The sequence below is a fragment of the Aeromonas sp. QDB03 genome, from assembly GCF_027707985.1.
Classification (GTDB): domain Bacteria; phylum Pseudomonadota; class Gammaproteobacteria; order Enterobacterales; family Aeromonadaceae; genus Aeromonas; species Aeromonas hydrophila.
This window is the reverse complement of sequence record NZ_JAPCJG010000003.1, coordinates 78,642-103,199: the sequence shown is the minus strand read 5'-3', so window position 1 is coordinate 103,199 and position 24,558 is coordinate 78,642. Positions and strand designations below refer to the sequence as shown.

Sequence of the window (24,558 nt, the reverse complement as noted above, 5' to 3'; positions counted from 1 at the left end):
TTTTTGCAAGGAAGCGGCGCTTGTTCTGCATATTGATTCAAATATAGCTTGCATCCACCCATGCCAGCGTTAGAATCAGGACGAAATTTTGAAAACTTATTCAATTGGGCTGTATGGGTATTGAATTAATCGGTATCGAAAAATCCTGGCACAAGGTGCCGGTACTGCAACAGGTCAGCTTTCGGACCGCTCCCGGTGAGACCTTGGTGCTGCTGGGCCCGAGCGGTGCCGGCAAGAGTTCTCTGCTGCGCATGATGAACCTGCTGGACACCCCGGATGCCGGTGTTCTGCGCATCGGTGAAAGTGAATTTTCTTTCCCGTCCAGCCTCTCCACCGCCGAGTTCAATCGCCAGACCCAGGCGCTGCGGCGCAAGGTGGGCATGGTGTTCCAGCAGTACAATCTGTGGCCCCATCTCACCGTGATGGAGAACCTCATCGAGGCGCCGGTCAAGCTGCTCGGCATGAGCAAGGCGGCGGCCATGGAGAAGGGGGGCTATCTGCTGGCCCAGCTGCAACTGGCGGACAAGCGCGACGCCTGGCCGGCGCGGCTGTCCGGTGGTCAGCAGCAACGGGTGGCCATCGCCCGTACCCTGATGATGGACCCCCAGGTGCTGCTGTTTGACGAGCCGACCGCCGCCCTCGACCCCGAGATCACCAAGGAAGTGGCGGAGATCATCCGCAACCTGGGCCAGACCGGCATCACCCAGGTGGTGGTGACCCACGAGGTGGAGTTCGCCCGCAAGGTGGCCAGCCAGGTGATCTATCTGGAGAAGGGGCGGATCATCGAAGCTGGCTCCGCCGCCATTTTCCAAGCCCCGCAAACCAGCCGGTTTGCCGAATTCTTGATGCATTGATATTCAAATCGATAAGGAAGCTGTCATGAAAAAGAGTCTGTTGCTGGTCGCCGCCATGGGCCTGCTGAGCACCTCGGTGCTGGCCAAGGAGATCAAGTTCGCCACCGAGGCCACCTACGCGCCGTTCGAATACCTGGACGACAAGAACGAGTTCCAGGGTTTTGACATCGATCTGGCCCGCGCCATCTGTGAACAGGCCAAGCTGGAGTGCAGCTTCCACAACCAGGCCTTCGACAGCCTGATCCCCAGCCTGAAATTCCGTCGTTATGACGCCGCCATCGCCGCTATGGACGTGACCCCGGAGCGGGCCGCCCAGGTCGATTTCTCCGACATCTATTACCAGAACTCCGCGGTGTTCGTGACCAAGAAGGGCGCCTTCAAGGGGCCGGAAGAGCTGGTGGACAAGACCGTCGGCGTGCAGAACGGCACTTCCCACCAGTCCTATCTGGTGGACAACTGGGTGAGCAAGGGTCTGCTGACCGTGCCCTACGCCAGCTACCAGAGTGCCTTCCTCGACATGATGAACGGCCGCACCGATGGCGTGTTTGCCGATACCGCGGTTGCCGCCGACTGGCTCAAGCAGCACAAGGAGTATGCCGTGATCGGCACGCCGGTGACTGACGCCAAGTACTTCGGTACCGGTTTTGGCATCGCGGTGGCCAAGGGCAATCAGGAGCTGCTGACTCAGCTGAACAAGGGGCTGGCCGACATCAAGGCCAACGGCACCTATCAGAAGATCTACGACAAATATTTCGCGCACTAAGCCATGTTGAGCCTGTTGTTGGATGCAGCCTGGATGACCCTCGGGCTGGCCTTGGCATCCCTGGTCGGGGGCATGGTGCTGGCGCTGGTGTTCAGCGCCGCCGAACTGAGCAAGCAGCGCGCTCTGGTGTGGCCGGTGGCCACCCTCACCACGCTGATCCGCGGGTTGCCCGAGCTGCTGGTGGTGCTGTTCATCTACTTCGGCTCGACCCAGGTGCTGTTCCTCATCACCGGTGAGTACGTGGAGTTCAGCCCGTTCGCCTGCGGCGTACTGGCGCTCTCGCTACTGTTCGCCAGTTACGCCACTCAGACCCTGCGGGCCGCCCTCAATGCGGTGCCCGCCGGGCAGCGGCTGGCGGCGCTGGCGCTGGGTCTTGGCAAGGGGCACATCTTCTTTCGCATCGTGCTGCCCCAGGCGTGGCGGCACGCCCTGCCGGGGCTCGGCAACCAGTGGCTGGTGTTGCTCAAGGACACCGCACTGGTCTCCCTCATCGGGGTGAACGAGATGATGCGCCAGGCCCAGATGGCCTCGGCCAGCACCTATCAACCCTTCACCTGGTATGCCGCGGCGGCCCTCATCTACCTGGCCATCAGCCTGGTGAGTGAGTTCGGCTTGAAGCAGGCGTCCCGTTACACCCGTCGTTACGGAGGCTGATCATGCAGGATTACCTGATGACCCTGCTGGGTGGCCTGGCGATTACCCTGCAACTCACGGCATTCAGCCTGCTGCTCGGGGTGCTGATGGCGGCTGCCATGACCTGGGTGCTGGAGCGTCGCATTCCGGTGGCGACCCAGCTGGTGCAGCTGTGGGTGCTGATCTTCACCGGCACGCCGCTGCTGATCCAGATCTTCCTCATCTACTACGGGCCGGGCCAGTTTGCCTGGCTCAAAGAGGGGCCGCTCTGGCCGCTGCTCAAGCAGCCCTGGTTCTGCGCCGTGCTGGCGCTCGGCTTTAATACCGCCGCCTACTCCACCCGGTTGTTCAAGGGGGCGCTCGATGCCATCTCGGCCGGTGAGGTAGAGGCCTGCCGCGCACTCGGTTTCTCCGCTAGCCAGACTTTGTGGATGAAGGTGCGTCACGCCGCCCGGCGGCTGGTGCCCGCCTATTCCAACGAGGTGATCCTGGTGCTCAAGGGGAGTTCGCTCGCCAGTACCATCACCATCATGGATGTGATGGGGCTGGCTCAGCGCCTCAATGCCCAGACCTATGACACCCTGGCGGTGTTCACCGTGGCCGGTGCCCTCTACCTGACCATGAACGGATTGTTAACAATTGGTTTTCGTTGGTGTGAACGCAGGGCGTTGGCCTTCCAGGGCTGAAGTCGGTAGATCTACCTATTAATGGTGAGGGAAAGTGCAGGAAATCTGTGCTTCCCCTCCAATTTTTTGCATTTCCCCCCATTTTTATTCGCCGCCTGTTTATTGGCTCACAGAACCTGTGATTACAACTGTTATCAGATTGTTTTTTAGGGGGGGATCCTTTAAGGTTGGGCGCACAACAAGAAACAACCTTAAACCTACGCTTAAACATGGAGTTGATCATGAAAGTTGCCGTTCTGGGTGCCGCCGGTGGCATCGGCCAAGCCCTCGCTCTGCTGTTGAAAAACCGTCTGCCTGCTGGTTCCGAATTGAGCCTGTATGACATCGCTCCGGTGACCCCGGGCGTGGCGGTCGATCTGAGCCATATCCCGACTGACGTGAAAGTAAAAGGTTTCTGCGGTGAAGATCCGAGCCCGGCTCTGGTCGGCGCCGATGTCGTGCTGATCTCCGCCGGCGTGGCTCGCAAGCCCGGCATGGATCGTTCCGACCTGTTCAACATCAACGCCGGCATCGTCAAGAACCTGGTGGAAAAGTGCGCGGCCTCCTGCCCGAAAGCGCTGATCGGCATCATCACCAACCCGGTCAACACCACGGTCGCCATCGCGGCCGAAGTGCTGAAGAAAGCCGGTGTCTATGACAAGCGTCGCCTGTTTGGTGTCACCACCCTGGACGTGATCCGTGCCGAGACCTTCGTGGCCGACGCCAAGGGTCTGAACGTCGACAAGGTGCGCGTCAACGTGATCGGTGGCCACAGTGGCGTGACCATTCTGCCGCTGCTCTCCCAGATCGACGGTGCCAGCTTCACCGCCGACGAAGTGGCCGCCATGACCAAGCGTATCCAGAACGCCGGTACCGAAGTGGTGGAAGCCAAGGCCGGTGGCGGTTCCGCTACTCTCTCCATGGGCCAGGCTGCCTGCCGTTTCGGCTTGTCGCTCATCAAGGGTCTGCAGGGTGAAGCCAACGTCATTGAGTGCGCCTACGTGGAAGGCGACGGCAAACACGCCACCTTCTTCGCGCAGCCCATCCTGCTTGGCAAGAACGGTGTCGAAACCGTGCTGGACTACGGCAAGCTGAGCGCCTTCGAACAAGAGGCGATGGATGGCATGCTGGCCACTCTGAAAGCCGATATCCAGCTGGGTGTCGACTTCGTCAAGTAAGGCGTCCGGATGGACAGCAAGGGGAGCTTCGGCTCCCCTTTGTCGTTATGGTGACGGATGCAGGCGGCGCCGGCCTAAGGGGATGCTGCCGGCTGCCGATAACAGGGTGCTGCAGGAGATCCTTATGATGAAACCCATTACCCTTGTCGGCCTTCTCTGTTTGCTGACGCCCCCATTGCTGACGAGCCAGGCGCAGGGGGCCGAGCCTTCCGCCTCTGCCGCCGCCGCGACGAGCGGGGCCGTGGCCGCCTCCGCACCGGCCAGTACGCCGGCGCAACCGGAGGCGGCGGTCCCATCTGCTGCAGCCGCGGTGCCGGCGGCCACGGATACCACGGCTGCGCCATCGACCAGCCCGGCGACGGCCGATGCGCCGGCAGCGGCCCCCATTCCTGCACCTGCCGCCACGGATAGCGGGCGCTCACCCAATAGCCGCCCCATGACCAGCACCCCGAGCAGCAGCAGCGGCCTGAATGTGGACAGTGGCACACTGCAGGCGGTGCCGCTCTATCGCCAGGACGAGCTGCTCAACTGGATTGAACAGGGGCGTCACCTGCAGCAGGTAAAGCAGGACAGGTGCCAGCTTACCCAGGATATCGAGGTGCGGGCCGAGGTGATGAAGGTGCCTGCCTATCAGTTTCTGTGGGGGGACATGCTGGCCTGGGGGGTCTGCATCAAGCCCAACGCGGAGCTGGGGGTCAAATTCATGTGGGAGGCGGCCAATCAGGGATTGGCGCCGGCGCTGGAACAACTGGGCCGTTACTACTGGAAAGGCACGCTGGTGCAAAAGGATCTGCTCAAGGCCGAGACCCTGATGCGGGAGGCCGCCAGCCTGGGCTTCCAGCGGGCACAGATAGAGTGGGTGGAGATGCTGCTGCAGGGAATGGGCAGCCCGCTCGACTATGAAGAGGCCTACCACTGGTTGCACAGCACGGTGATCGGCGACAAGGCGCTGCACCAGAAGGCGACCAGCCTGCTGAGCCGGCTCGGCAACCGGATGCCGGCCAATGCCATCGCCCGCGCCAAGGCGATGCACTGAGCCAAAAAAATGACCCACGGATCTGCATCCGTGGGCCGGGAGGTGCCGGCCGCCGTGCCGTGACAGGCTGGCCCCTCAGCTGGTTATAGTGATCAGATCGCCTTACAGATCTTGGTGGGGACCAAAAACTTCGTAATGGAGCTGGCCGGCCGGAATGTCTGCCGCGATCAGCTGCTGCTTGACTGCCTGCATGAAGCCGACGGGACCACAGAAGTAGTAGTGGGCCTGCGGCGTGATGCGCTCCTTCACTGCAGTCAGGTCCATGGTGCCGGCAAAGTCGTAATCTTCGCCCTGCACATCACTGGCCTGGGGCTCCCGATACCAGACCCGGCTCAGCAGGTTGGCGTTTTGGCGGGATTTTTGCTGAATATCCTCCCTGAAGGCATGTACGGCACCCTGTTCACAGGCGTGCAGCCAGGTGATGTCGGCCTGATGGCCGTTCGCCAGCAACTGGTTGAGCATGCTCATCATCGGCGTGACACCCACACCGGCCGAGAGCAGCACCACCGGGGTATGGCCATCGGCTTTCAGGTAGAAATCGCCGGTGGGGGGCATGACCTCAATCTTGTCACCCGCTTGCAGATGATCGTGCAGCAGGTTGGAAACCTGGCCCTGCGGCTCGCGTTTGACGCTGATGCGGTAGTGCTGGCCGTTGGGGGCATCGGAGAGGGAGTACTGGCGGATCTCCTGATATTCCAGCTCGGGGTGGACCAGCTTGATGCTGAGGTACTGGCCCGGCTTGAAGTCCAGTACCGGCTTGCCATCTACCGGCGCCAGCAGGAAGGAGGTGATGAGCTCGCTTTCGAGCCGCTTCTCCTTGATCAGGAAGGGGCGGGAACCCTGCCAGCCACCTGCCTGGCTCGCCTTCTCCTGATAAATCTCGCTCTCGCGGCCGATGAAGATGCTGGCGAGCACACCATACGCCTTGCCCCAGGCATCCAGCACCTCGTCGGTGACCGCACTTCCACCCAATTCTTTGAGCGTGGCCAAGAGATGACTACCTACAATGTGATATTGTTCTGGCTGGATCAGGAAACCCGTGTGCTTGTGGGCGATACGCTCCACGGCCCCGGCCAGTGCCCCCAGGTTGTCGATGTTCTTGGCATAGGCCGCCACCGCATTGAACAACGCCAGCGGCTGACCGCCGCTGCGCTGGTGCGCCAGGTTGAAAATGTCCTTCAGTTCCGGGTTATGGCTGAACATGCGCTGGTAGAAGTGCTGGGTGAGCGCGGGGCCCGCCGATTCGAGCAAAGGGATGGTGCTTTTGATGACGGCGATGGTGGCTTGGTCTAACATAGGGGGTCCTTGCTAATTGAACATCTAAAATGTCACTTAATAAGCTGCATCCTAGATGTTTATTTGATCTGAATCAATAATCAATTTCCGCGCGATGCGCCACAGGCACTATGAGACTAACTAGCTATACCGATTTTGGATTGAGAGCCCTGCTCTATCTGGCGACCCTGCCGGAGGGCGAATTGTCGAGCGTGGCCAAGGTCTCCGCCTTGTATGACGTCTCCCGCAATCACATGGTGAAGGTGGTGAACCAGCTGGTGAAACTGGGCTATCTGCAGTCCCAGCGCGGCAAGAATGGCGGGATCCGCATGGCTTGTGCGCCGGAGACCGTCAACATCGGTCAGGTGATCCGGGCGCTGGAAGGGAATCTGGACGGGATAGATTGCGGCTCGCCGGCCTGCCACATCGTCTCGGTCTGTCTGCTGAAGAATGCCCTGAAGGAGGCGATGAACGCCTTTCTGGCGGTGATGGACAGCTATACCCTGCAAGACCTGCTGGCCAATCGCGACGAGCTGCAGAAGGTATTTGGCGAATTGATTCCGACTCTGGTGCTGGAGCCGGATGAAGAGAGCGAGTGAGCAAGAAAAAAGGCTGCCAGTGGCAGCCTTTTTTCAATCTTCAAAGCCAGACTCGTTACGGTATAAATCAGGCATGATCCGCGCCATCTTCACCATGTTGTTCTCCACTTCCAGGATCTCGATGGGGTAACCGGCCAGCCGCAGGCTGATGTTGGGCTGGGGAATCTCCTCCAGGTATTCCAGGATGGCGCCATTGAGTGTTCTGGGCCCGTCGATGGGCAGTTGCCAGCTCATCTCCTTGTTCAGCTCACGGATGCTGGCGGAGCCCTCCACCAGGAAGGAGCCGTCCGGCTGGGGGTGAATCTCGTCGCTGGGAGCGGGGGTCATGGAGGTGGTGAAGTCGCCCACTATCTCTTCCAGAATGTCGTCCAGGGTGATCAGTCCCTGAATGTCGCCGTACTCGTCAACGATGAGGCCGATCCGCTCCTTGTTGCGCTGGAACTTGGCCAGCTGCACGTTGAGCGGCGTTCCCTCCGGGATGAAGTAGATCTCGTCCACCTCTCGCAGCAGGCTCGACTTGTTGAACTGATCCCTGGCCATCAGCCTCAGTGCGTCGCGGGCGTGCAGAAAGCCCACCACGTCGTCTATGTTGTCGCGATAAAGCAGGATCTTGGTGTGGGCGCAGTGGGCCAGCTGGCGCAGTATGGTTTTCCAGTCATCGTTGATGTCGATGGCGTAGATCTCGCTGCGCGGCACCATGATGTGCTCCACCGTCATCTTGTCCAGATCCAGAATGCTGAGCAGCATCTCCTGATGGCGCTGGGGGATGAGGCTGCCGGCCTCGTTGACGATGGTACGCAGCTCCTCGGTATTGAGGGCGTCATCCTTGCTGGGGTTGAGCCGCAGCAGCTTGAGCAGGCCGCTGGTGATGCCGTTGATCAGCCAGACCAGCGGCGAGAGCGGCACCATCAGCCCCTTGAGCACCCAGGAGGCCGGGTAGGCAATCTTCTCCGGGAACATGGCCGCCAGGGTCTTGGGGGTCACTTCACCAAACACCAGCACGATCAGGGTCAGGCCGAAGGTGGCGATGGCCACCCCGAGATCGCCGAAGACGCGGATGCAGACGATGGTGGCGATGGCCGAGGCGAGGATGTTGACCAGGTTGTTGCCGATCAGGATCAGCCCCAGCAGGCGATCCGGGCGAGAGAGCAGCTTTTCTACCCGGCGGGCGGCCTTGTGTTTGGTCTGGGCCAGATGCCGCAACTTGTAGCGGTTGAGGGACATCATGCCGGTTTCGGAACTGGAGAAAAAAGCAGACAAGAGGATCAAGATAACGAGAACAATCAGCAATGTACTCGTTGAGATACTGTCCAAGAAGGGCTCCTGTGGGAGTGGGTGATAAAAAGGGTAGCGGTCAGCTCAACAAGACTTCTTTGACGAACCGGCTGCCAAAATAGGCCAGGGTCAGAATGAAGCTGCCGATCAGGCTCAGGGTGATGACCTTGCGACCGCGCCAGCCACGGGTATGGTGGCCCCACAGCAGCAGCACGTAGACGCACCAGGCCAGGATCGAGAGGATGGCCTTGTGGGATTTGCCCTGGGCGAACATGTCTTCGAGGAAGAACAGGCCGGAGGCAATGGAGAGAGTCAGCAGGAACAGACCCGCCGAGATGAGCTGGAACAGCCGCTTCTCCACCGTCATCAGAGGCGGCATGGCGGGCAGCTGGCTGATCTTGCGCGATTTGAGCTGCCGGTCCAGACAGGCGAGCTGCAGTGCAAACAGGCAGGCGATCATCAATACCGAGTAGGCCATCAGCGCCAGACCAATGTGCAACAGCAGCTGGGGATGGGCCTCCAGATGGGTGATGTAGCGACCGGGAATGAGGGCGCTGGCGGCCAGCAGCAGGGCCGAGAAGCTGTAGACCACCGGCAGCAGGATCCAGCCGTTGAAGCGGCGGGTGACGCAGGTCATGAAGCAGCTGATGATGAGGCTGACCAGCGAGGCCACGTTGAGCATGCTCAGGTTCTGGCCGGAGTGAGTCACCAGCACTTCGCCGGCCACGGCGGTGCCATGGGCGATCAGGGCCAGTCCGATACAGGCAAACAGGGGGGCTTGTCCCACTGGTTTGGCACTGAGCAGCAGGTGCAGAGAGGCAATGATGGCCAGCAAATAGAACGCCAGGGCCAGAACAGAGATCACGATCATAACCGGGTCGTTGTCGAGCAAGCGATTGGGAATAGGAAGGGCAGTATACCTTGCACAAGATGTGCTCGCCAGTTGTGCAGCCGCCGATCCGCCCATATATAGGCAGCAGTCTGCCGCAGCGACGCGCACCAGAAGGCGCGCCGGCACCGGCCGAAATACCAGCCTGGGTTCATTGTGCCTGCCCTTTTGAGGGCAGGTCACCGTCGTGTGCGGCGAATAATCGTCCTCATTGCGCCGGCTGAGGTATAATGCCCCCATTTGTTACGCCAAGAACCGGAATGCGTCATGTTTGAGAATTTGACTGAACGACTCTCGCGCACCCTGCGCAATGTCAGCGGCCGTGGTCGTCTGACCGAAGAGAACATCAAAGAGACCCTGCGCGAAGTTCGCATGGCGCTGCTCGAGGCGGACGTCGCCCTGCCGGTGGTGCGTGACTTCGTGGCTCGCGTCAAGGAGCGGGCGGTTGGCCAGGAAGTGGCCAAGTCGCTGAGCCCGGGCCAGGCCTTCATCAAGATTGTGCATGGCGAACTGGTTTCCGTGATGGGGGAGGCCAACGAGCAGCTCAACTTGGCAGCCCAGCCACCGGCCATCATCCTGATGGCGGGTCTGCAGGGTGCCGGTAAAACCACCACGGTTGGCAAGCTGGCCAAGCTGCTCAAAGAGCGCAGCAAGAAAAAGGTGCTGGTAGTCAGTGCCGACGTCTATCGTCCGGCGGCGATCAAACAGCTGGAAACCCTGGCCAATGACATCGGTGTGGACTTCTTCCCGAGCGATGCCAGCCAGAAGCCGGTCGACATTGCCAATGCGGCCATCGATCAGGCGCGCAAGAAGTTCTATGACGTGGTGATCGTCGATACCGCCGGCCGCCTGCACGTCGACAGCGACATGATGGACGAGATCAAACATCTCCACGCTACCATCAAGCCAGTCGAGACCCTGTTCGTGGTGGATGCCATGACCGGTCAGGATGCCGCCAACACCGCCAAGGCCTTCAACGAGGCGCTGCCGCTCACCGGCGTGATCCTCACCAAGGCGGACGGTGATGCCCGCGGTGGTGCCGCCCTGTCGGTGCGCCACATCACCGGCAAGCCGGTCAAGTTCATCGGTATGGGCGAGAAGACCGATGCGCTGGAGCCGTTCCACCCGGATCGTCTGGCCTCCCGCATCCTCGGCATGGGCGACGTGCTCTCTCTCATCGAAGAGGTGGAGCGCAACGTCGATAAAGAGAAGGCGGCCAAGCTGGCCAGCAAGGTCAAGAGCGGCAAGGGCTTCGATCTGGAAGATTTCCGCGAGCAGCTGGCCCAGATGCGCAACATGGGCGGCATGATGGGCATGCTCGACAAGCTGCCGGGCATGTCCGGCCTGCCGGACAACATCAAGGATCAGATGGATGACAAGCTCACTGTGCGGATGGAGGCCATCATCAGCTCCATGACGCCCAAGGAGCGTGCCCATCCCGACCTCATCAAGGGCTCTCGCAAGCGTCGTATCGCTGCAGGCTCGGGCATGCAGGTGCAGGATGTGAACAAGCTGCTCAAGCAGTTCACCGAGATGCAGCGGATGATGAAGAAGATGTCCGGCAAGGGTGGCATGCGCAAGATGATGGGGCAGATGAAGAACATGCTGCCGCCGGGATTCGGTGGTGGCCGCGGCCCCTTCTGATTGCCGGGTCGTCATGCACACGTCAAGGGCTCACCATGGGTGGGCCCTTTTCATGGGGCCGCTTGTGCAAAAAATGGCTGGCTTGGTTGCAATTATTACGAATCCAAGTAGAATTACGCGGCTTATTTTAAGCTAGGGTCCGCGTGTTTGCGGGCCTTGTTCATTAGATGTTAATGAGGACGATATGGTAACCATTCGTTTACAACGTGGTGGCGCGAAAAAGCGTCCGTTCTACCAGGTAGTAGTTGCTGACAGCCGTAACGCCCGTGACGGTCGTTTCATCGAGCGCGTTGGTTTCTTCAACCCGGTTGCTTCTGGTAACGCTGAAAAGCTGAACCTGGACCTGGCTCGCATCGAGCATTGGGTTGGTACTGGTGCCGCTGTTTCTGACCGCGTTGCCAAGCTGATCAAAGACGCTGCCAAAGCTGCTTAATCAGCCAAACGGTAAGGAGTTAAGGTGGAAAAACCTGTAGTTCTGGGCACCCTGGGTACCGTTTACGGCATCAAGGGCTGGCTTAAAGTGAACTCCTTCACCGATGTTGCCGAAGCGATTTTCGATTACAACCCCTGGCTGATCAATCAGAACGGGGTGTGGCGTGAAATTCAGGTTTCATCCTGGAAGCGTCACAACAAGGGTCTGATCTGCAAACTCGATGGTATCGACGTGCGCGAGGATGCCCTGGCATTGACCAATGTCGAGATTGGCGTAGCCGCCGATCTGTTGCCTGCGTTGCCTGAGGGCGAGTTCTACTGGCGTGACCTGATTGGTTGCTCGGTAGTGACCACCAAGGGATACGACCTGGGCAAGGTGACCGAATTGATGGAAACCGGCTCCAACGATGTGTTGGTGGTTGAGGCCAATGTAAAAGATGCCTTTGGTGCGAAGGAGCGGTTGATTCCGTTCCTGGAAGAGCAGGTGATCAAGAACATTGATCTGACTGCTCGAACAATCGAAGTTGATTGGGATCCTGGTTTCTAGTTTCCCGCGCTAACACGGGTGCCGGAGGTTTCTTATGTGGATTGGGGTGATTAGCCTCTTCCCTGAAATGTTCCGAGCCATTACCGAGCACGGGGTAACGGGTCGGGCCGTCAAGAGTGGCCTGCTGCAGATTGAGTGCTGGAACCCCCGGGACTTTACCCACGACAAACACCGTACGGTCGATGATCGTCCTTATGGTGGTGGGCCCGGCATGTTAATGATGGTTCAGCCGCTGCGTGACGCGATTCATGCAGCCAAGCAAGCGGCGGGAGACGGAGCGAAAGTCATCTATCTCTCTCCTCAGGGACGCAAGCTGACTCAAGCGGGCGTGACCGAGTTGGCGACGAATCAGAAACTGATTCTGGTCGCCGGTCGATACGAAGGTATCGATGAACGCGTGATACAAACCGAAGTCGACGAAGAGTGGTCTATCGGGGATTACGTGTTAAGTGGTGGCGAGTTGCCTGCCATGACCCTGATCGATGCGGTTTCGCGTCTGGTCCCTGGGGTTTTGGGCGATCAGGCCAGTGCCGAGCAGGACTCCTTCACGGATGGCCTGCTGGATCATCCCCACTACACTCGGCCGGAGTTGTTGGATGGATTGGCGGTGCCAGAGGCGCTGACAAGCGGCAATCACGAAGTGATTCGGCGCTGGCGGCTCAAGCAATCGCTCGGACGAACCTGGCAGAGAAGGCCGGAACTTATTAACAACCTAGCTCTGACTGACGAGCAAGAATCACTTCTTGCCGAGTATGTCCGCGAAGTGCGTGACAGCGTTAAGTAGAGTTTTCAGTTTATCCTAGGTAAGGAAAGACAATGAGCAAGATTATTCAGCAGCTTGAACAAGAGCAACTGCGTACCGACATCCCGGCTTTTGCCCAGGGCGACACCGTACGTGTTCAAGTTCGTGTTAAAGAAGGTGGTAAAGAGCGTCTGCAGGCTTTCGAAGGCATCGTTATTGCCAAGCGTAACCGCGGTCTGCACTCTGCTTTCACCGTTCGCAAGATCTCCAACGGCGAAGGTGTTGAGCGTGTATTCCAGACTCACTCTCCGCTGATCCACAGTGTAGAACTGAAGCGTCGTGGTGATGTTCGCCGCGCCAAACTGTACTACCTGCGCAACCTGTCCGGCAAAGCTGCTCGTATCAAAGAGAAGCTCAACTAATCCGATTCGAATTGGTGTCGGTATGTCGGCGAAAAGCTCGACAGGTAGTGAAAAGGCTCGCCAATGGCGAGCCTTTTTTGTATCCGCTTCGGGTGTGTCGGCTCAACCTGGCTGGCTGACCCGCACCACCGAGTTGTCCCGTCCGAAGGGGCCGGGCACGTAGTCATCCGCCGCCCAGTCGTTGTCGTAGTGGGTCTCCCCGTTGGGTTGCACCAGCTGGTAGCAGTACTCGAAATGAGCGGGACCGTCGGTCGGCAGATTGAGGGTGGTCTTGAACTCACCGCTCTTCATCCGCTTGAGCTCGATGGGTTGCCACTGGCTGAACTCCCCCAGCAACAGCACCTGCTCGGCCTCTCCTGCGGCCTCTTTTTCCACAGCAAAGGTCACCTTGACCTCGGGGCGGGACTTGAGAAATTGCTTGTTGATCGGCATGACGCCTCCTTGTCCTGATTGCGAAGAAATAGCTTCTGGCTATTTTTATATCACTTTATGACAAGGATGTTGATAACCGAGATCAAGCGGGCAGGGCAAAGTGGCGCTGCAGCAGCCCGTGGGTAAAGCCTATCTTGAGGTAAAAGCCGCGCGGTAGGGTCATGATCGGCTGGCCATTGCGGCCGATGGCCCGGGTCAGAGCCTTGTTGTTGGCCGCCTTGGGGCGCAGTTGCAGCACCTGGCCGTGGCGGGCGCTGATCTGCTCCACCTCTCCCAGCACTATCATGTCCATCAGCTCTTCCCAGTCCTGGCGCAGCAGCCGCTCCTCCTCTTCATTCGGACTCCACAACAGCGGCATGCCGATCCGGCGCTCACCGATGGGGATCTCGCGGCTGCCCTCCACCGGGATCCAGAGCACGCGGGATAGCTTGTTGCGCACATTGGACTGTTCCCACTGCTGGCCGCTGACACCGATCAGCGGTGCCACGCAGACGAAGGTGGTCTCCAGCGGTTTGCCCTGAGGATCGATGGGGATCGTCTTGAGTTCGATGCCGAGATCCGGGAAGTCCTGTTCGGGCTTGCTGCCGGCGCTGGCCCCCAGCTGCCACTCGATCAGCTGACCAACCCAGCCCTTGTCACGACGCAGATCCGCCGGCACGGCGATGCCGGCCGTGGCGGCCAGCTGGGCCAGCGTGAAGCCCGCCATGGCATAGGCGCGGGCCAGCAATTCCTGCTCGGACTGGGGGTTGGTGGGCATGGGTCACTCCTGCAAAGGGGAATTATTCTAGCAACTCTGATCCTCGCTGAGGATCGCTGTTTTTATAACCGATCCTGGCAGGGGTATGCACAGGGGGGGCTGTTTTGTGAGTAAGTACTTATCATAATGATTTTAAACAAATTTGTCTCTATGCCGTCGGTCATTGACCGGCAGGATCCAGGCTCAAAATAGTTGTCCAAGGGTTTGCTCGCGCTGTTGCACACAGTTATCCACAGAAATCTTGGATAACTGCCGGCAAGTGCTAATAGTTGGCTCATTGTTACAAAAAAATGTGAAACAGCACCGATTTCAACGGCGATTCCAGCGCAGATAGTGTGCCACCCCTGTGGATAAAATAGCCGTGGTGGATCTTTGAACAGTCGAACTTGTTCACAATCGAGATCCCGGATCGCCGGCCGTGAAAGACATGGATCTTGATCCAGCATTGATTGTTTAACATCATGTATTTAAATACATATTCTGTTTTTATCAACATGGGGTATGCTGTCGCTTGGTTTGGAACAGATAAATGAAACTACTGTATATACCTGCTTGCTCACAGGCTTATGCACAGTCTGGGTGGGCAACTTGGTCCAGTTGATCCTTGGATTTGTTTATAAGTCGGCTTGAAATTGAAAGTTATTCATGAGTGGGGGATCGCAGTCCCTGTTTGCTGCCACGAGGTGAATGTGGAACAATCCCCTTATAGATTCAGCCTTTATAAGGTGATCACGTGATAGATGGCGACGGGTTTCGTCCCAATGTCGGAATCGTGATCTGTAACCGTGACGGACAAGTATTGTGGGCTAAGCGCTATGGGCAGCACTCCTGGCAGTTTCCGCAGGGAGGGGTTGATGATGGTGAGACGCCGGAGCAGGCCATGTATCGTGAGCTGTATGAGGAGATAGGCCTCAAGCCCGAAGATGTGACCATCATGGCCACCAGTCGCAACTGGCTGAAGTACCGCTTGCCCAAACGCCTCGTTCGTTGGGACAGTTCACCGGTCTGTATTGGCCAAAAACAAAAATGGTTCTTGCTGCAGTTGGATTCGGGCAGGGAGTCCAGGATCCAGTTCGGCTGTCATGGTCATCCCGAGTTTGATGACTGGCGTTGGGTCAGCTTCTGGTATCCGGTCCGTCAGGTCGTCTCCTTCAAGCGGGAAGTCTATCGACGGGTAATGAAGGAGTTTGCCCCGCTGGCGATGCCGGTGCCGGCAGTTCAGGTCAACAAGAAGGATGGGCGGCGCAATCGCCCCCGTTAAGGAGCACAGATTAGTTGTTAACGGAACTCAGACGCATCGTCGAAAGCATGGCCGAGGCCAATACCCTCGAGCTGGCCTTGCAGGCACTGGTCAGCCAGACCCGGCTGGCCATGATGGTGGACTGCTGTTCCGTTTATGTCTCAGAACCCGAGATGCGCCGCTACCGGCTAGCCGCGACCGATGGTCTGGCCGAGTCGGCGGTGGGCAAGGCCACCCTGCCGTTCGAGCAGGGCATCGTCGGTCTGGTGGGTCAGCGGGAAGAGCTGATCAACCTGGCCGATGCCCCCTCCCATCCCAGCTTCAAGTTCCTGCCCGATGTGGCCGAAGAGGCGTTTCGCTCCTTCCTCGGCGCCCCCATCATGCATCAGCGTCAGGTGGTGGGCATTCTGGTGGTGCAGCAGAAGGAGAGCCGCCTCTTCGATGAGGGGGAAGAGTCCTTCATGGTGACCCTGGCGGCCCAGCTGGCGGCCCGGATCGCCCAGGCCCAGGCCAAGGGCTGGTTGCAGAAGACCGACTGGAGCAAGCCGCTGCGCGGTATTGCCGGTGCCAGCGGCATCGCCATGGCCAAGGCCTGGGTGTGGCGGCCGCGCAAGGAGCTCAACTCCATCACCCCGCGCAAGGATGAGGATCACGCCAGACAGCTGGAACGGCTGAATGTGGCGGTGGAGGAGGTACGCCACGATCTGGAGAGCCTGGCACTGCGGTTTCGCGAGAGCTACAGCCAGGACTCGGTCGCCATCTTCGACATCTACCTGCATCTGCTGAACGATCCGGGCTACATCAAGCCCATTCGCAACAAGGTGAGCAAGGAGCACTGGACGGCGGTATCGGCGGTCAAGCTCATCAGTGACCGGCTGATCGATCAGTTCAAGGGGATGAAGGATCCCTACCTGCAGGAGCGCTCCACCGATGTGAAGGACATTGCCCAGCGGCTCATCAGCCGGCTGGTGCAAAACGAGCCAGAGCATATCGCCATCGGCGAGCCGGTGGTGCTGGTCGCCGACGAGGTGACCGCCACCATCCTGGCCGAAGTTCCCCGCGAGTTTCTGACCGGGGTGGTGTCGCTCAAGGGGGGCACCAACTCCCACGCCGCCATTCTGGCTCGCGCCATGGGGGTGGCGGCCATCATGGGGGTGGATCTGCCGCTCGGCGACATCGGCGGTCGCATGCTGGTGGTCGATGGCTACAGCGGTGATCTCTTCATCGAACCCAATCAGGTGATCCTGACCGAGTACCGCCAGCTGCTGAGCGAGGAGCGGGCGCTCGATACTCTGGTGCGCAGCGTCGACAACCAGCCCTCCGAGACGGCCGACGGCGTGCCTGTCTCCCTGCTGCTCAACGCCGGGCTCAGTGCCGACACCGAAATATCCCTCAATCAGCTGGCGGACGGGGTCGGCCTCTATCGCACCGAAATTCCCTTCATGCTGCAGGACAGCTTCCCCTCCGAGTGGGAGCAGACCGCCCGTTATCGCGGCATTCTGGAGACCTACCGCAATCGGCCGGTCTGCATGCGCACCCTGGACGTGGGCGGCGACAAGCAGCTGCCCTATTTCCCCATCGTCGAGGAAAATCCCTTCCTTGGCTGGCGGGGGATCCGGCTTACCCTGGATCACCCCGAACTGTTCCTGGTGCAGCTCAAGGCGATGCTGCGGGCCAGCGAAGGGCTGGACAATCTGGCCATCATGCTGCCAATGATCAGCAGCGTCAGCGAAATCAAGGCCTCCCGCCGCCTGCTGGATCAGGCCTGGCGGGAAGTGTCGGAAGAGGCGGCCAGCCGTGAGGCGGTGATCCGCTATCCTAGCCTGGGGGTGATGATCGAGGTGCCCTCCGCACTCTACATCCTGCCCGAAATGGCGCCGCTCATCGATTTCTGGTCGGTGGGCAGCAACGATCTGACCCAGTACCTGCTGGCGGTAGATCGCAACAACGCCAGGGTCGCCAACATCTACGATGCCTTCCATCCGGCGGTGATCCGCGCCCTGCAACTGCTGGTCGATGCCTCCCATCGTTACCAGAAGCCGGTGTCGGTGTGTGGCGAGCTGGCCGGTGATCCGGTCGGGGTGCTGCTGTTGCTGGCCATGGGCTATCGCCGCTTCAGCATGAACACACACAACATTGCCCGCATCAAGTACGTGCTGCGTCAGTCCACCCTGAGCGAACTGACGGTACTGCTGACGGATGGCCTCAAGCACGACAACCCGCACGTGCTGCGCGGCCTGTTTGCCCGCTATCTGGAAGAGCACGGCCTGGGCGGTTTGCTGCGCGCCGGTCACAAAACGAAACAGACTGATTGATAATCATGCCTTGTCCCTGCTGACGAATGATCGGAAAATGCGGCTTTTCTTATGACTGGGGCCGCATATGCAGCACGATGGATATTGGGTTTTCTCGCAGATTGATCCCGTAGCATTCAGTTTGGGACCACTATCGGTACGCTGGTATGGTCTCATGTACCTGTTTGGTTTCGCCTTTGCCATGTGGCTGGCGGGGCGCCGCGCGGATGCGCCGAACAGTGGCTGGACCCGCAACGAGGTCTCGGACCTGCTGTTTTACGGCTTCCTCGGGGTGATCCTGGGTGGCCGGGTCGGTTACGTGCTGTTCTACAACTTCGACATGTTCCTGGCCGATCCCCTCTACCTGTTCAAGATCTGGACCGGTGGCATGTCGTTCCACGGCGGCCTGATCGGGGTCATCACCGCCATGGTCTGGTTTGCCCACAAGACCAACCGCCACTTCTTCACCGTGGCTGACTTCGTGGCACCGCTCATTCCGTTCGGCCTCGGCGTCGGTCGCATCGGCAACTTCCTCAACGGTGAGCTGTGGGGCCGGGTCACCGATGTGCCCTGGGCCATCATCTTCCCGGAGGCAGGTCCTGAGCCACGCCACCCATCCCAGCTCTATCAGTTCGCGCTGGAAGGGGTGGTGCTGTTCATCATCCTCAACCTGTTCTGGCGCAAGAACCCACCCCGTGGCGCCATCTCCGGCATGTTCCTGCTGTTCTACGGCCTGTTCCGCTTCCTGGTGGAGTTCGTGCGCCAGCCGGACAGCCAGCTCGGTCTCTACTTCCAGGAGATCAGCATGGGCCAGATCCTCTCCACCCCGATGATCATCATCGGTGCCCTGATGATCTGGGTTGCCTACAAGCGACCGCAGCTGTTCGGTAACCGCGTCAAGGAGGCAAAGCAATGAGAGCCTATCTCGACCTGATGCAGAAGATCCTCGATGAAGGGACCGTCAAATCCGACCGTACCGGTACCGGCACCGTCTCCCTGTTCGGCCATCAGATGCGCTTCAATCTGGCGGAAGGCTTCCCGCTGGTCACCACCAAGAAGTGCCACCTGCGCTCCATCATTCACGAGCTGCTGTGGTTCCTCAATGGCGATACCAACACCGCCTACCTGAAAGAGCACGGCGTCAGCATCTGGGACGAGTGGGCCGACGAGAACGGCGATCTGGGGCCGGTATATGGCGCCCAGTGGCGCTCCTGGCCGGCGGCTGACGGGTCTGTCATCGATCAGATCCAGAAGGCGGTGGACGACATCAAGCACAATCCGGATTCGCGCCGCATCATCGTCTCCGCCTGGAACGTGGGCGAACTGGACAAGATGGCGCTGGCCCCCTGCCACGCCTTCTTCCAGTTCTATGTGGCCGACGGCAAGCTCTCCTGCCAGCTCTACCAGCGCAGCTGTGACGTGTTCCTCGGCCTGCCGTTCAACATCGCCAGCTACGCCCTGCTGACCCACATGATGGCCCATCAGTGTGACCTGGACGTGGGCGACTTCGTCTGGACCGGTGGTGACGTGCACCTCTACTCCAACCACATGGAGCAGACCGCACTGCAGCTCTCTCGCGAGCCGCGCCCGCTGCCGACCCTGGTGATCAAGCGCAAGCCGGACTCCATCTTCGATTACAAGTTCGAGGATTTCGAGATAGAGGGTTACGACCCCCATCCCGGCATCAAGGCGCCCGTCGCCATCTGATGTGAAAGGCGCCCATGAGGCGCCTTTTTTATGCATAAAAACCACAGGATATTCATTCTGATGACTGGGCTTCGAGTGATATCCGTATGGGAGAAAACCTGCTTATAGCAGACATGTTTGATTTTGCCTTCGGTTTTCTCGTTGTATTTCGCAGTAAGAAACGATTTTCCATTAATTGTTATGGGATATAGACTCAAAACAAAGTAATACTGTGGATAATTTAACCATGAGCGACGTAATCAAAAAGTTCCTCAAGCTGGAGGCTGCCTCCGGAATAATTCTGATCATGGCGGCCATGCTGGCGATGATCCTGGCCAACAGCGGCCTGGCCGGCAGCTATCAGGCCTTCCTCGATACCCAGGTGCAGGTGCGCATCGCCGCCCTCGACATCAACAAGCCGCTGCTGCTCTGGATCAACGATGGCTTCATGGCCATCTTCTTCCTGCTGGTCGGCCTCGAGGTGAAGCGCGAGATGCTGGAAGGGGCCCTCTCTTCCCGGGTGCAGGCCACCTTCCCGGCCATCGCTGCGGTGGGCGGCATGCTGGCACCCGCGCTCATCTATGCCTTCTTCAACTACTCGGATGAAGTGGCGCGCGCCGGCTGGGCCATTCCCGCCGCCACCGACATTGCCTTCGCCCTCGGGGTGATGGCGCTGCTGGGCAAGCGGGTGCCGGTCAGCCTCAAGGTGTTCCTGCTGGCGCTGGCCATCATGGATGACCTGGGCGTCATCATCATCATCGCGCTGTTCTACACCCAGCAGCTGTCGCTGACGGCGCTGGCGATCGGCATCCTGGCGACCCTGACCCTGCTGTGGATGAACCGCCGCGGCGAGGATCGGATCAGCCTCTACATGCTGGTGGGGCTGGTGCTCTGGGTAGCGGTGCTGAAGTCAGGCGTCCATGCGACCCTGGCCGGGGTCATCGTGGGCTTCATGATCCCGCTCAACGGCAAGCGCTATGCCTCGCCGCTCAAGCAACTGGAGCATGCCCTGCACCCCTGGAGTGCCTACCTGATCCTGCCGCTGTTCGCCTTTGCCAATGCCGGGGTGTCGCTGGAGGGGATCGGTCTTTCCGCCCTGCTGAGCCCGGTGCCGCTCGGCATCATGCTGGGGCTGTTCATCGGCAAGCCGCTCGGGGTGTTCACCATCAGCTGGCTGGCGGTGAAGCTCGGCATTGCCCAATTGCCCAACGGGGTCAATTTCAAACAGATCTTCGCGGTCAGCATCCTGTGCGGCATCGGCTTTACCATGTCGATGTTCATCGCCTCGCTGGCCTTCGAGCACGGAGGGTTGGATTACGGCAGCTATTCGCGCCTCGGGATCCTGGTGGGATCGACCCTGGCGGCGATCGTCGGTTATCTCGCCCTGCGCATGGCGCTCCCGAACCGGGAGGCCGACCAAAGCACGGAGGGGTTATGAAAAGACTAGGATGGCTGGCCTTGCTGGTGCTGAGCCAGACGGCCTGGGCTGGCAGTCTGCAGGATTGCCAGCAGGATGCGGCCTCGGCCGGCTGCTCGGCCTACCTCAACGGGGTGGTCGACAGCGCCCTGATGCTGGGGGACAAGCAGGCCAAGGCCCAATTTGGCGAGACCTTCGCCGAGCGGGCGCTGAGCAGCCGGGCCGGCGAGCGGGTCAAACAGTCCAACAAGCGTTACTGCGGGGAGCGGATGCCGGATCCGGCCCGCCTCAAGGCCCATCTGCAGGCTCAGTTCGACGCGAACAAGGTTGACTCGATCAGCGACATGTATGACATTCTGGCGGCTGAACTCAGTTGCTACCGGAGTCCGCGCAGCGCGGGAACCCCATCGGATGTCACACCTTAACTACAATCACCTCTACTATTTTTGGATGACTCAGAAGAAGGGCTCCGTCACGCAAGCGGCGGAAGCCCTCTTCTTGACCCCGCAGACCGTCACCGGCCAGATCAAGCTGCTGGAGCAGCGCCTGGGCGGCAAGCTGTTGATGCGTAAAGGGCGCTCCCTCGAGGCTACCGAGCTGGGTCAGCTGGTGTTTCGCTATGCCGACAAGATGTTCAGCCTCTCCTACGAGATGCTGGATATCGTGAACTACCGCAAGGAGAGCCAGATCCTGTTCGACGTCGGCATCGCCGATGCGCTCTCCAAACGCCTTGCAAGCCGGGTACTGCTCTCCGTCATCCCCAACGACGGCTCCATCCACCTGCGCTGCTTCGAATCGACACATGAGCTGCTGCTGGAGCAGCTGAGCGAGCACAAGCTCGACATGATCCTGTCGGACTGCCCGGTGGACTCCAGCCAGCACGCCGGCCTGCTCTCCAAGCGGCTCGGTGGCTGCGGGGTCAGCTTCTTCTGCAAGGCGCCACTGCCGTCGCTCCCTTTTCCCGCCTGTCTGGAGGAACGCAAGCTGCTGATCCCGGGCCGGCGCACCGCCATGGGCCGCCAGCTGACCCAGTGGTTCGAGCAGCAGGGCGTATCGCCCAGCATCCTCGGCGAGTTTGACGATGCGGCCCTGATGAAGGCATTCGGCTTCTTCAACCAGGGCATCTTCATGGCTCCTACCATCTATCGGGAGGAGATCCTGGAAGGGGAGGAGGTGATGCTGCTGGGGGAGACCCAGGATCTGATGGAGGAGTACTACGTCATCTTCGCTGAACGGATGATCCAGCATCCGGCGGTAAAACGGGTATGCGAGAGCGATTTCTCCTTTCTGTTTGCCGGTCAGGAGGATTTCACCACGATTCAACCGGCAACCCTGTCATTTTAAATCGACGGGCCACAGAGTATGATTCTTGCCTCGAACGAGAGGGAATGAGATGCAACTGGAAGAGATGGAGGCAAATGCAAGCCGGGCGGTCGCTCTGCTCAAGGCGCTGGCCAACGAGCGGCGCTTGTTTATCCTGTGTCAGCTGCTGGAGCGGGAGCTGTCGGTGGGCGAGCTCAACGAGCGGCTGGGCTTGAGCCAGTCGGCGTTGTCACAGCATCTGGCTGTGTTGCGGCGGGATGAACTGGTGGAGACGCGTAAGGAGGCCCAGACGGTCTACTATTCGCTGCGCAGCCACGAGGTGCGCGAGATGATAGGATTGCTGCACAAGTTGTACTGCAGCGAACAGAAATAAAAAACCGGCACGAAGGCCGGTTTTTTTAGCTTTGTTCAGCAGATGCTGAATTAAGCCATAGCTTTGATCTGGGCAGACAGGCGGCTCTTGTGACGAGCAGCTTTGTTCTTGTGGATCAGGCCTTTGGTCGCCATACGATCCATGATCGGCTGAGCAACAGCGAAAGCGGCAGTCGCGGCAGCCTTGTCGCCGGAGGCGATGGCAGCGATGACTTTCTTCAGGTAGGTACGGGTCATGGAACGACGGCTGGCGTTGTGCTGACGACGTTTCTCTGACTGAAGAGCGCGCTTCTTAGCAGATTTGATGTTAGCCAAGGTAAAACTCCTAAAACTGTCTTAGCGAGTGTATTGAAAAGGCCCGGAAATATGCCTTCTCAACCACATATTGTCAAATGATTTGTGCAAATAAACACCGCCCCCCGGTGGTGTGTCAGATGGGAGACGGTTAAACTGTCGGCCGATTCTAACAGCATTCTTTTCTTTCCGACAGTTCCAGAGGCCTCGTCTTGAGTAAGAAATTGATCAAATCCGGCATGATAGTGTCCGGAATGACGTTGGCGTCCCGCGTGATGGGCTTGGTGCGCGATGTGGTCATCGCAAATCTGCTCGGTGCCGGGGTGGCCGCAGACGTCTTCTTCTTTGCCAACCGCATTCCCAACTTTCTGCGTCGTCTGTTCGCCGAAGGTGCCTTCAACCAGGCCTTTGTTCCCGTGATGACGGAGTACAAGAAAAAGGGCGACGAGAGCGAGGTGCGCGAGTTGCTGGCCGCAGTGGCGGGCACCCTAGGGGGGATCGTCACCGTGGTCACCCTGCTCGGGGTGCTGGGTTCCGGGGTGCTGACCGCCCTGTTCGGTTGGGGCTGGTTCTGGGACTGGTTGCACGGCGGGCCGGCGGCCGAGAAGTTCGAGATGGCGAGCCTGATGCTCAAGATCACCTTCCCCTATCTCTGGTTCATCACCTTTACCGCCATGGCGGGGGCCATCCTCAATACCTTCGGCCGCTTCGGGGTCTCCTCCTTCACGCCGATCTTTCTCAACATCACCATGATCGCCGCCGCCTGGTGGATTTCGCCCTGGCTGGACGACCCCGAGCTGGCGCTGGCCATCGGTGTTTTCCTCGGCGGTCTGGTGCAGTTCCTGTTCCAGTTCCCGTTCCTGCGCCAGATCAACATGCTGGTGTGGCCCAAGTGGGGTTGGCACCATCCCGGGGTGGTGAAGATCCGCACCCTGATGATCCCGGCGCTGTTCGGGGTGTCGGTCAGCCAGATCAACCTGCTGGTCAACACCATGCTCGCCTCGTTCCTCGCGACCGGCGCCATCAGCTATCTCTATTACTCGGACCGACTGCTGGAGTTCCCGCTCGGCATGTTCGGTGTCGCCATCAGTACCGTCATTCTTCCGGCATTGGCCAAGAAGCACGTGGATGCCGATCCGGCCGACTTCTCCCGCACCATGGACTGGGGGGTACGGATGGTGATGCTGCTCGGCCTGCCCGCCATGGTGGGGATTGCCGTGCTGCGCGAACCCATTCTGCGAGTGCTGTTCATGCGCGGTGAGTTCGGCTTGCATGAGGTGAGCATGTCCAGCGCGAGCCTGCTGGCATCCACCACGGGCCTGCTGTCGCTGATGCTGATCAAGGTGCTGGCCCCCGGCTACTACGCTCGCCAGGATACCCGCACCCCGGTGCGGATCGGGATGATGTCGATGGCGGCCAACATGGCCTGCAACCTCATCTTCATTTATCCGCTCGGTTACGTGGGGCTGGCGCTCTCGACTGCCTGCTCGGGCACGCTGAACGCGGCCCTGCTGTTCAAAGGGCTCCATCAGCAGAACGTCTACCGGCCCTCCCGCCACACCGGGGTATTTTGCCTCAAGCTGTTGACCGCAAGTCTGCTGATGGGGGGCGTGCTCCTTTACCTCTCGCCGGATCTGGCCCAATGGGGCGCCTGGCACATGGGCAAGGCGAGCATGCAGCTGACCATGCTGCTGGTGCTGGGGGGCGCCATCTATGCCGGTGTCCTGCTGGCGCTGGGCATTCGGCCAAAAGATCTGAGAGCGGGGCGGGATGACTGAGTCGGCCCGCC

The 24,558-nt window shown here is 59.7% G+C and carries 27 protein-coding genes; 21 read left to right on the top strand and 6 right to left on the bottom strand.

Annotated features, from left to right (window positions below; genetic code table 11):
- The first annotated feature begins 113 nt into the window (after positions 1 to 113).
- The 6 genes from PG900_RS09625 (at position 114) to PG900_RS09600 (ending at position 5,129) form a co-directional block, all read left to right on the top strand.
- Positions 114 to 854: an ATP-binding cassette domain-containing protein gene (locus tag PG900_RS09625; protein WP_005308671.1), complete on the top strand. Its 741-nt coding sequence runs from the start codon at positions 114 to 116 to the stop codon at positions 852 to 854.
- 25 nt (positions 855 to 879) lie between these two features.
- Positions 880 to 1,617, top strand: a complete 738-nt coding sequence (locus tag PG900_RS09620; RefSeq protein ID WP_011704620.1) for a transporter substrate-binding domain-containing protein — start codon at positions 880 to 882, stop codon at positions 1,615 to 1,617.
- A 3-nt stretch (positions 1,618 to 1,620) separates the two neighbouring features.
- Positions 1,621 to 2,271, top strand: a complete 651-nt coding sequence (artQ, locus tag PG900_RS09615) for an arginine ABC transporter permease ArtQ (RefSeq protein WP_270831347.1) — start codon at positions 1,621 to 1,623, stop codon at positions 2,269 to 2,271.
- 2 nt (positions 2,272 to 2,273) lie between these two features.
- Entirely contained in the window at positions 2,274 to 2,936 is a 663-nt protein-coding gene (gene artM, locus PG900_RS09610) for an arginine ABC transporter permease ArtM (RefSeq protein ID WP_077095889.1), read from the top strand.
- 221 nt (positions 2,937 to 3,157) lie between these two features.
- Positions 3,158 to 4,093: a malate dehydrogenase gene (gene mdh / locus PG900_RS09605; protein WP_029301952.1), complete on the top strand. Its 936-nt coding sequence runs from the start codon at positions 3,158 to 3,160 to the stop codon at positions 4,091 to 4,093.
- Between the two features lie 436 nt (positions 4,094 to 4,529).
- Positions 4,530 to 5,129 (top strand): tetratricopeptide repeat protein, encoded by a 600-nt coding sequence (locus PG900_RS09600; RefSeq protein ID WP_016349413.1) that lies wholly within the window; start codon positions 4,530 to 4,532, stop codon positions 5,127 to 5,129.
- 102 nt (positions 5,130 to 5,231) lie between these two features.
- On the opposite strand, the gene hmpA is transcribed toward PG900_RS09600, so the two are convergent.
- Positions 5,232 to 6,425, bottom strand: coding sequence for an NO-inducible flavohemoprotein (gene hmpA, locus PG900_RS09595; protein ID WP_139703241.1), 1,194 nt, complete (start codon positions 6,423 to 6,425; stop codon positions 5,232 to 5,234).
- A gap of 110 nt (positions 6,426 to 6,535) precedes the next feature.
- Between hmpA and PG900_RS09590 the strand changes: the two genes are divergently transcribed.
- On the top strand, positions 6,536 to 7,003 hold the full coding sequence (locus PG900_RS09590) for an Rrf2 family transcriptional regulator (protein ID WP_011704626.1): 468 nt from the start codon (positions 6,536 to 6,538) through the stop codon (positions 7,001 to 7,003).
- 33 nt (positions 7,004 to 7,036) lie between these two features.
- Here the strand turns inward: PG900_RS09590 and PG900_RS09585 are convergent, their stop codons facing one another.
- Positions 7,037 to 8,317, bottom strand: coding sequence for an HlyC/CorC family transporter (locus PG900_RS09585; protein ID WP_011704627.1), 1,281 nt, complete (start codon positions 8,315 to 8,317; stop codon positions 7,037 to 7,039).
- Between the two features lie 40 nt (positions 8,318 to 8,357).
- Complete coding sequence (locus PG900_RS09580; protein ID WP_011704628.1) at positions 8,358 to 9,149, bottom strand: cytochrome C assembly family protein; 792 nt, start codon at positions 9,147 to 9,149, stop codon at positions 8,358 to 8,360.
- Between the two features lie 285 nt (positions 9,150 to 9,434).
- Here PG900_RS09580 and ffh point away from each other — a divergent pair, with 285 nt between their 5' ends.
- The 5 genes from ffh (at position 9,435) to rplS (ending at position 12,954) form a co-directional block, all read left to right on the top strand.
- Positions 9,435 to 10,811 (top strand): signal recognition particle protein, encoded by a 1,377-nt coding sequence (ffh, locus tag PG900_RS09575; protein WP_011704629.1) that lies wholly within the window; start codon positions 9,435 to 9,437, stop codon positions 10,809 to 10,811.
- A gap of 184 nt (positions 10,812 to 10,995) precedes the next feature.
- Positions 10,996 to 11,244, top strand: coding sequence for a 30S ribosomal protein S16 (gene rpsP, locus PG900_RS09570; protein WP_005341383.1), 249 nt, complete (start codon positions 10,996 to 10,998; stop codon positions 11,242 to 11,244).
- 24 nt (positions 11,245 to 11,268) lie between these two features.
- Positions 11,269 to 11,790: a ribosome maturation factor RimM gene (gene rimM, locus PG900_RS09565; RefSeq protein ID WP_011704630.1), complete on the top strand. Its 522-nt coding sequence runs from the start codon at positions 11,269 to 11,271 to the stop codon at positions 11,788 to 11,790.
- A 34-nt stretch (positions 11,791 to 11,824) separates the two neighbouring features.
- Positions 11,825 to 12,574 carry a tRNA (guanosine(37)-N1)-methyltransferase TrmD gene (gene trmD, locus PG900_RS09560; RefSeq protein WP_011704631.1) on the top strand — a complete coding sequence of 250 codons (750 nt, stop codon included), beginning with the start codon at positions 11,825 to 11,827 and terminating at the stop codon, positions 12,572 to 12,574.
- A gap of 32 nt (positions 12,575 to 12,606) precedes the next feature.
- Entirely contained in the window at positions 12,607 to 12,954 is a 348-nt protein-coding gene (rplS, locus tag PG900_RS09555; RefSeq protein ID WP_005313505.1) for a 50S ribosomal protein L19, read from the top strand.
- A 102-nt stretch (positions 12,955 to 13,056) separates the two neighbouring features.
- Here rplS and PG900_RS09550 read toward each other — a convergent pair whose 3' ends face one another.
- Both PG900_RS09550 and mutH read right to left on the bottom strand, forming a co-directional pair.
- Positions 13,057 to 13,386: an isoamylase early set domain-containing protein gene (locus tag PG900_RS09550; protein WP_011704632.1), complete on the bottom strand. Its 330-nt coding sequence runs from the start codon at positions 13,384 to 13,386 to the stop codon at positions 13,057 to 13,059.
- A gap of 82 nt (positions 13,387 to 13,468) precedes the next feature.
- Complete coding sequence (gene mutH / locus PG900_RS09545) at positions 13,469 to 14,143, bottom strand: DNA mismatch repair endonuclease MutH (RefSeq protein ID WP_016349416.1); 675 nt, start codon at positions 14,141 to 14,143, stop codon at positions 13,469 to 13,471.
- Between the two features lie 733 nt (positions 14,144 to 14,876).
- On the opposite strand from mutH, the gene rppH reads away from it, so the two are divergent.
- From rppH to PG900_RS09505, 8 genes are all read left to right on the top strand, one after another.
- Entirely contained in the window at positions 14,877 to 15,404 is a 528-nt protein-coding gene (rppH, locus tag PG900_RS09540) for an RNA pyrophosphohydrolase (protein WP_270798080.1), read from the top strand.
- A gap of 14 nt (positions 15,405 to 15,418) precedes the next feature.
- On the top strand, positions 15,419 to 17,698 hold the full coding sequence (ptsP, locus tag PG900_RS09535; protein ID WP_024944576.1) for a phosphoenolpyruvate--protein phosphotransferase: 2,280 nt from the start codon (positions 15,419 to 15,421) through the stop codon (positions 17,696 to 17,698).
- A gap of 67 nt (positions 17,699 to 17,765) precedes the next feature.
- A complete protein-coding gene (gene lgt, locus PG900_RS09530) occupies positions 17,766 to 18,593 on the top strand; it encodes a prolipoprotein diacylglyceryl transferase (protein ID WP_270798079.1) in 828 nt (275 codons plus the stop codon).
- On the top strand, positions 18,590 to 19,384 hold the full coding sequence (gene thyA, locus PG900_RS09525; protein ID WP_270798078.1) for a thymidylate synthase: 795 nt from the start codon (positions 18,590 to 18,592) through the stop codon (positions 19,382 to 19,384). The genes lgt and thyA overlap by 4 nt, the downstream gene beginning before the upstream one ends.
- A gap of 226 nt (positions 19,385 to 19,610) precedes the next feature.
- On the top strand, positions 19,611 to 20,801 hold the full coding sequence (nhaA, locus tag PG900_RS09520) for a Na+/H+ antiporter NhaA (protein WP_101614740.1): 1,191 nt from the start codon (positions 19,611 to 19,613) through the stop codon (positions 20,799 to 20,801).
- Positions 20,798 to 21,205: a hypothetical protein gene (locus tag PG900_RS09515; protein ID WP_219255201.1), complete on the top strand. Its 408-nt coding sequence runs from the start codon at positions 20,798 to 20,800 to the stop codon at positions 21,203 to 21,205. Before nhaA ends, PG900_RS09515 begins: the two co-directional genes overlap by 4 nt.
- A complete protein-coding gene (gene nhaR, locus PG900_RS09510; RefSeq protein WP_017409027.1) occupies positions 21,192 to 22,124 on the top strand; it encodes a transcriptional activator NhaR in 933 nt (310 codons plus the stop codon). The genes PG900_RS09515 and nhaR overlap by 14 nt, the downstream gene beginning before the upstream one ends.
- A gap of 49 nt (positions 22,125 to 22,173) precedes the next feature.
- Positions 22,174 to 22,476 (top strand): ArsR/SmtB family transcription factor, encoded by a 303-nt coding sequence (locus tag PG900_RS09505; RefSeq protein WP_016349423.1) that lies wholly within the window; start codon positions 22,174 to 22,176, stop codon positions 22,474 to 22,476.
- 50 nt (positions 22,477 to 22,526) lie between these two features.
- On the opposite strand, the gene rpsT is transcribed toward PG900_RS09505, so the two are convergent.
- On the bottom strand, positions 22,527 to 22,790 hold the full coding sequence (gene rpsT / locus PG900_RS09500; RefSeq protein ID WP_005308808.1) for a 30S ribosomal protein S20: 264 nt from the start codon (positions 22,788 to 22,790) through the stop codon (positions 22,527 to 22,529).
- Between the two features lie 191 nt (positions 22,791 to 22,981).
- On the opposite strand from rpsT, the gene murJ reads away from it, so the two are divergent.
- On the top strand, positions 22,982 to 24,547 hold the full coding sequence (gene murJ, locus PG900_RS09495; protein ID WP_270798077.1) for a murein biosynthesis integral membrane protein MurJ: 1,566 nt from the start codon (positions 22,982 to 22,984) through the stop codon (positions 24,545 to 24,547).
- Positions 24,548 to 24,558: the final 11 nt, after the last annotated feature.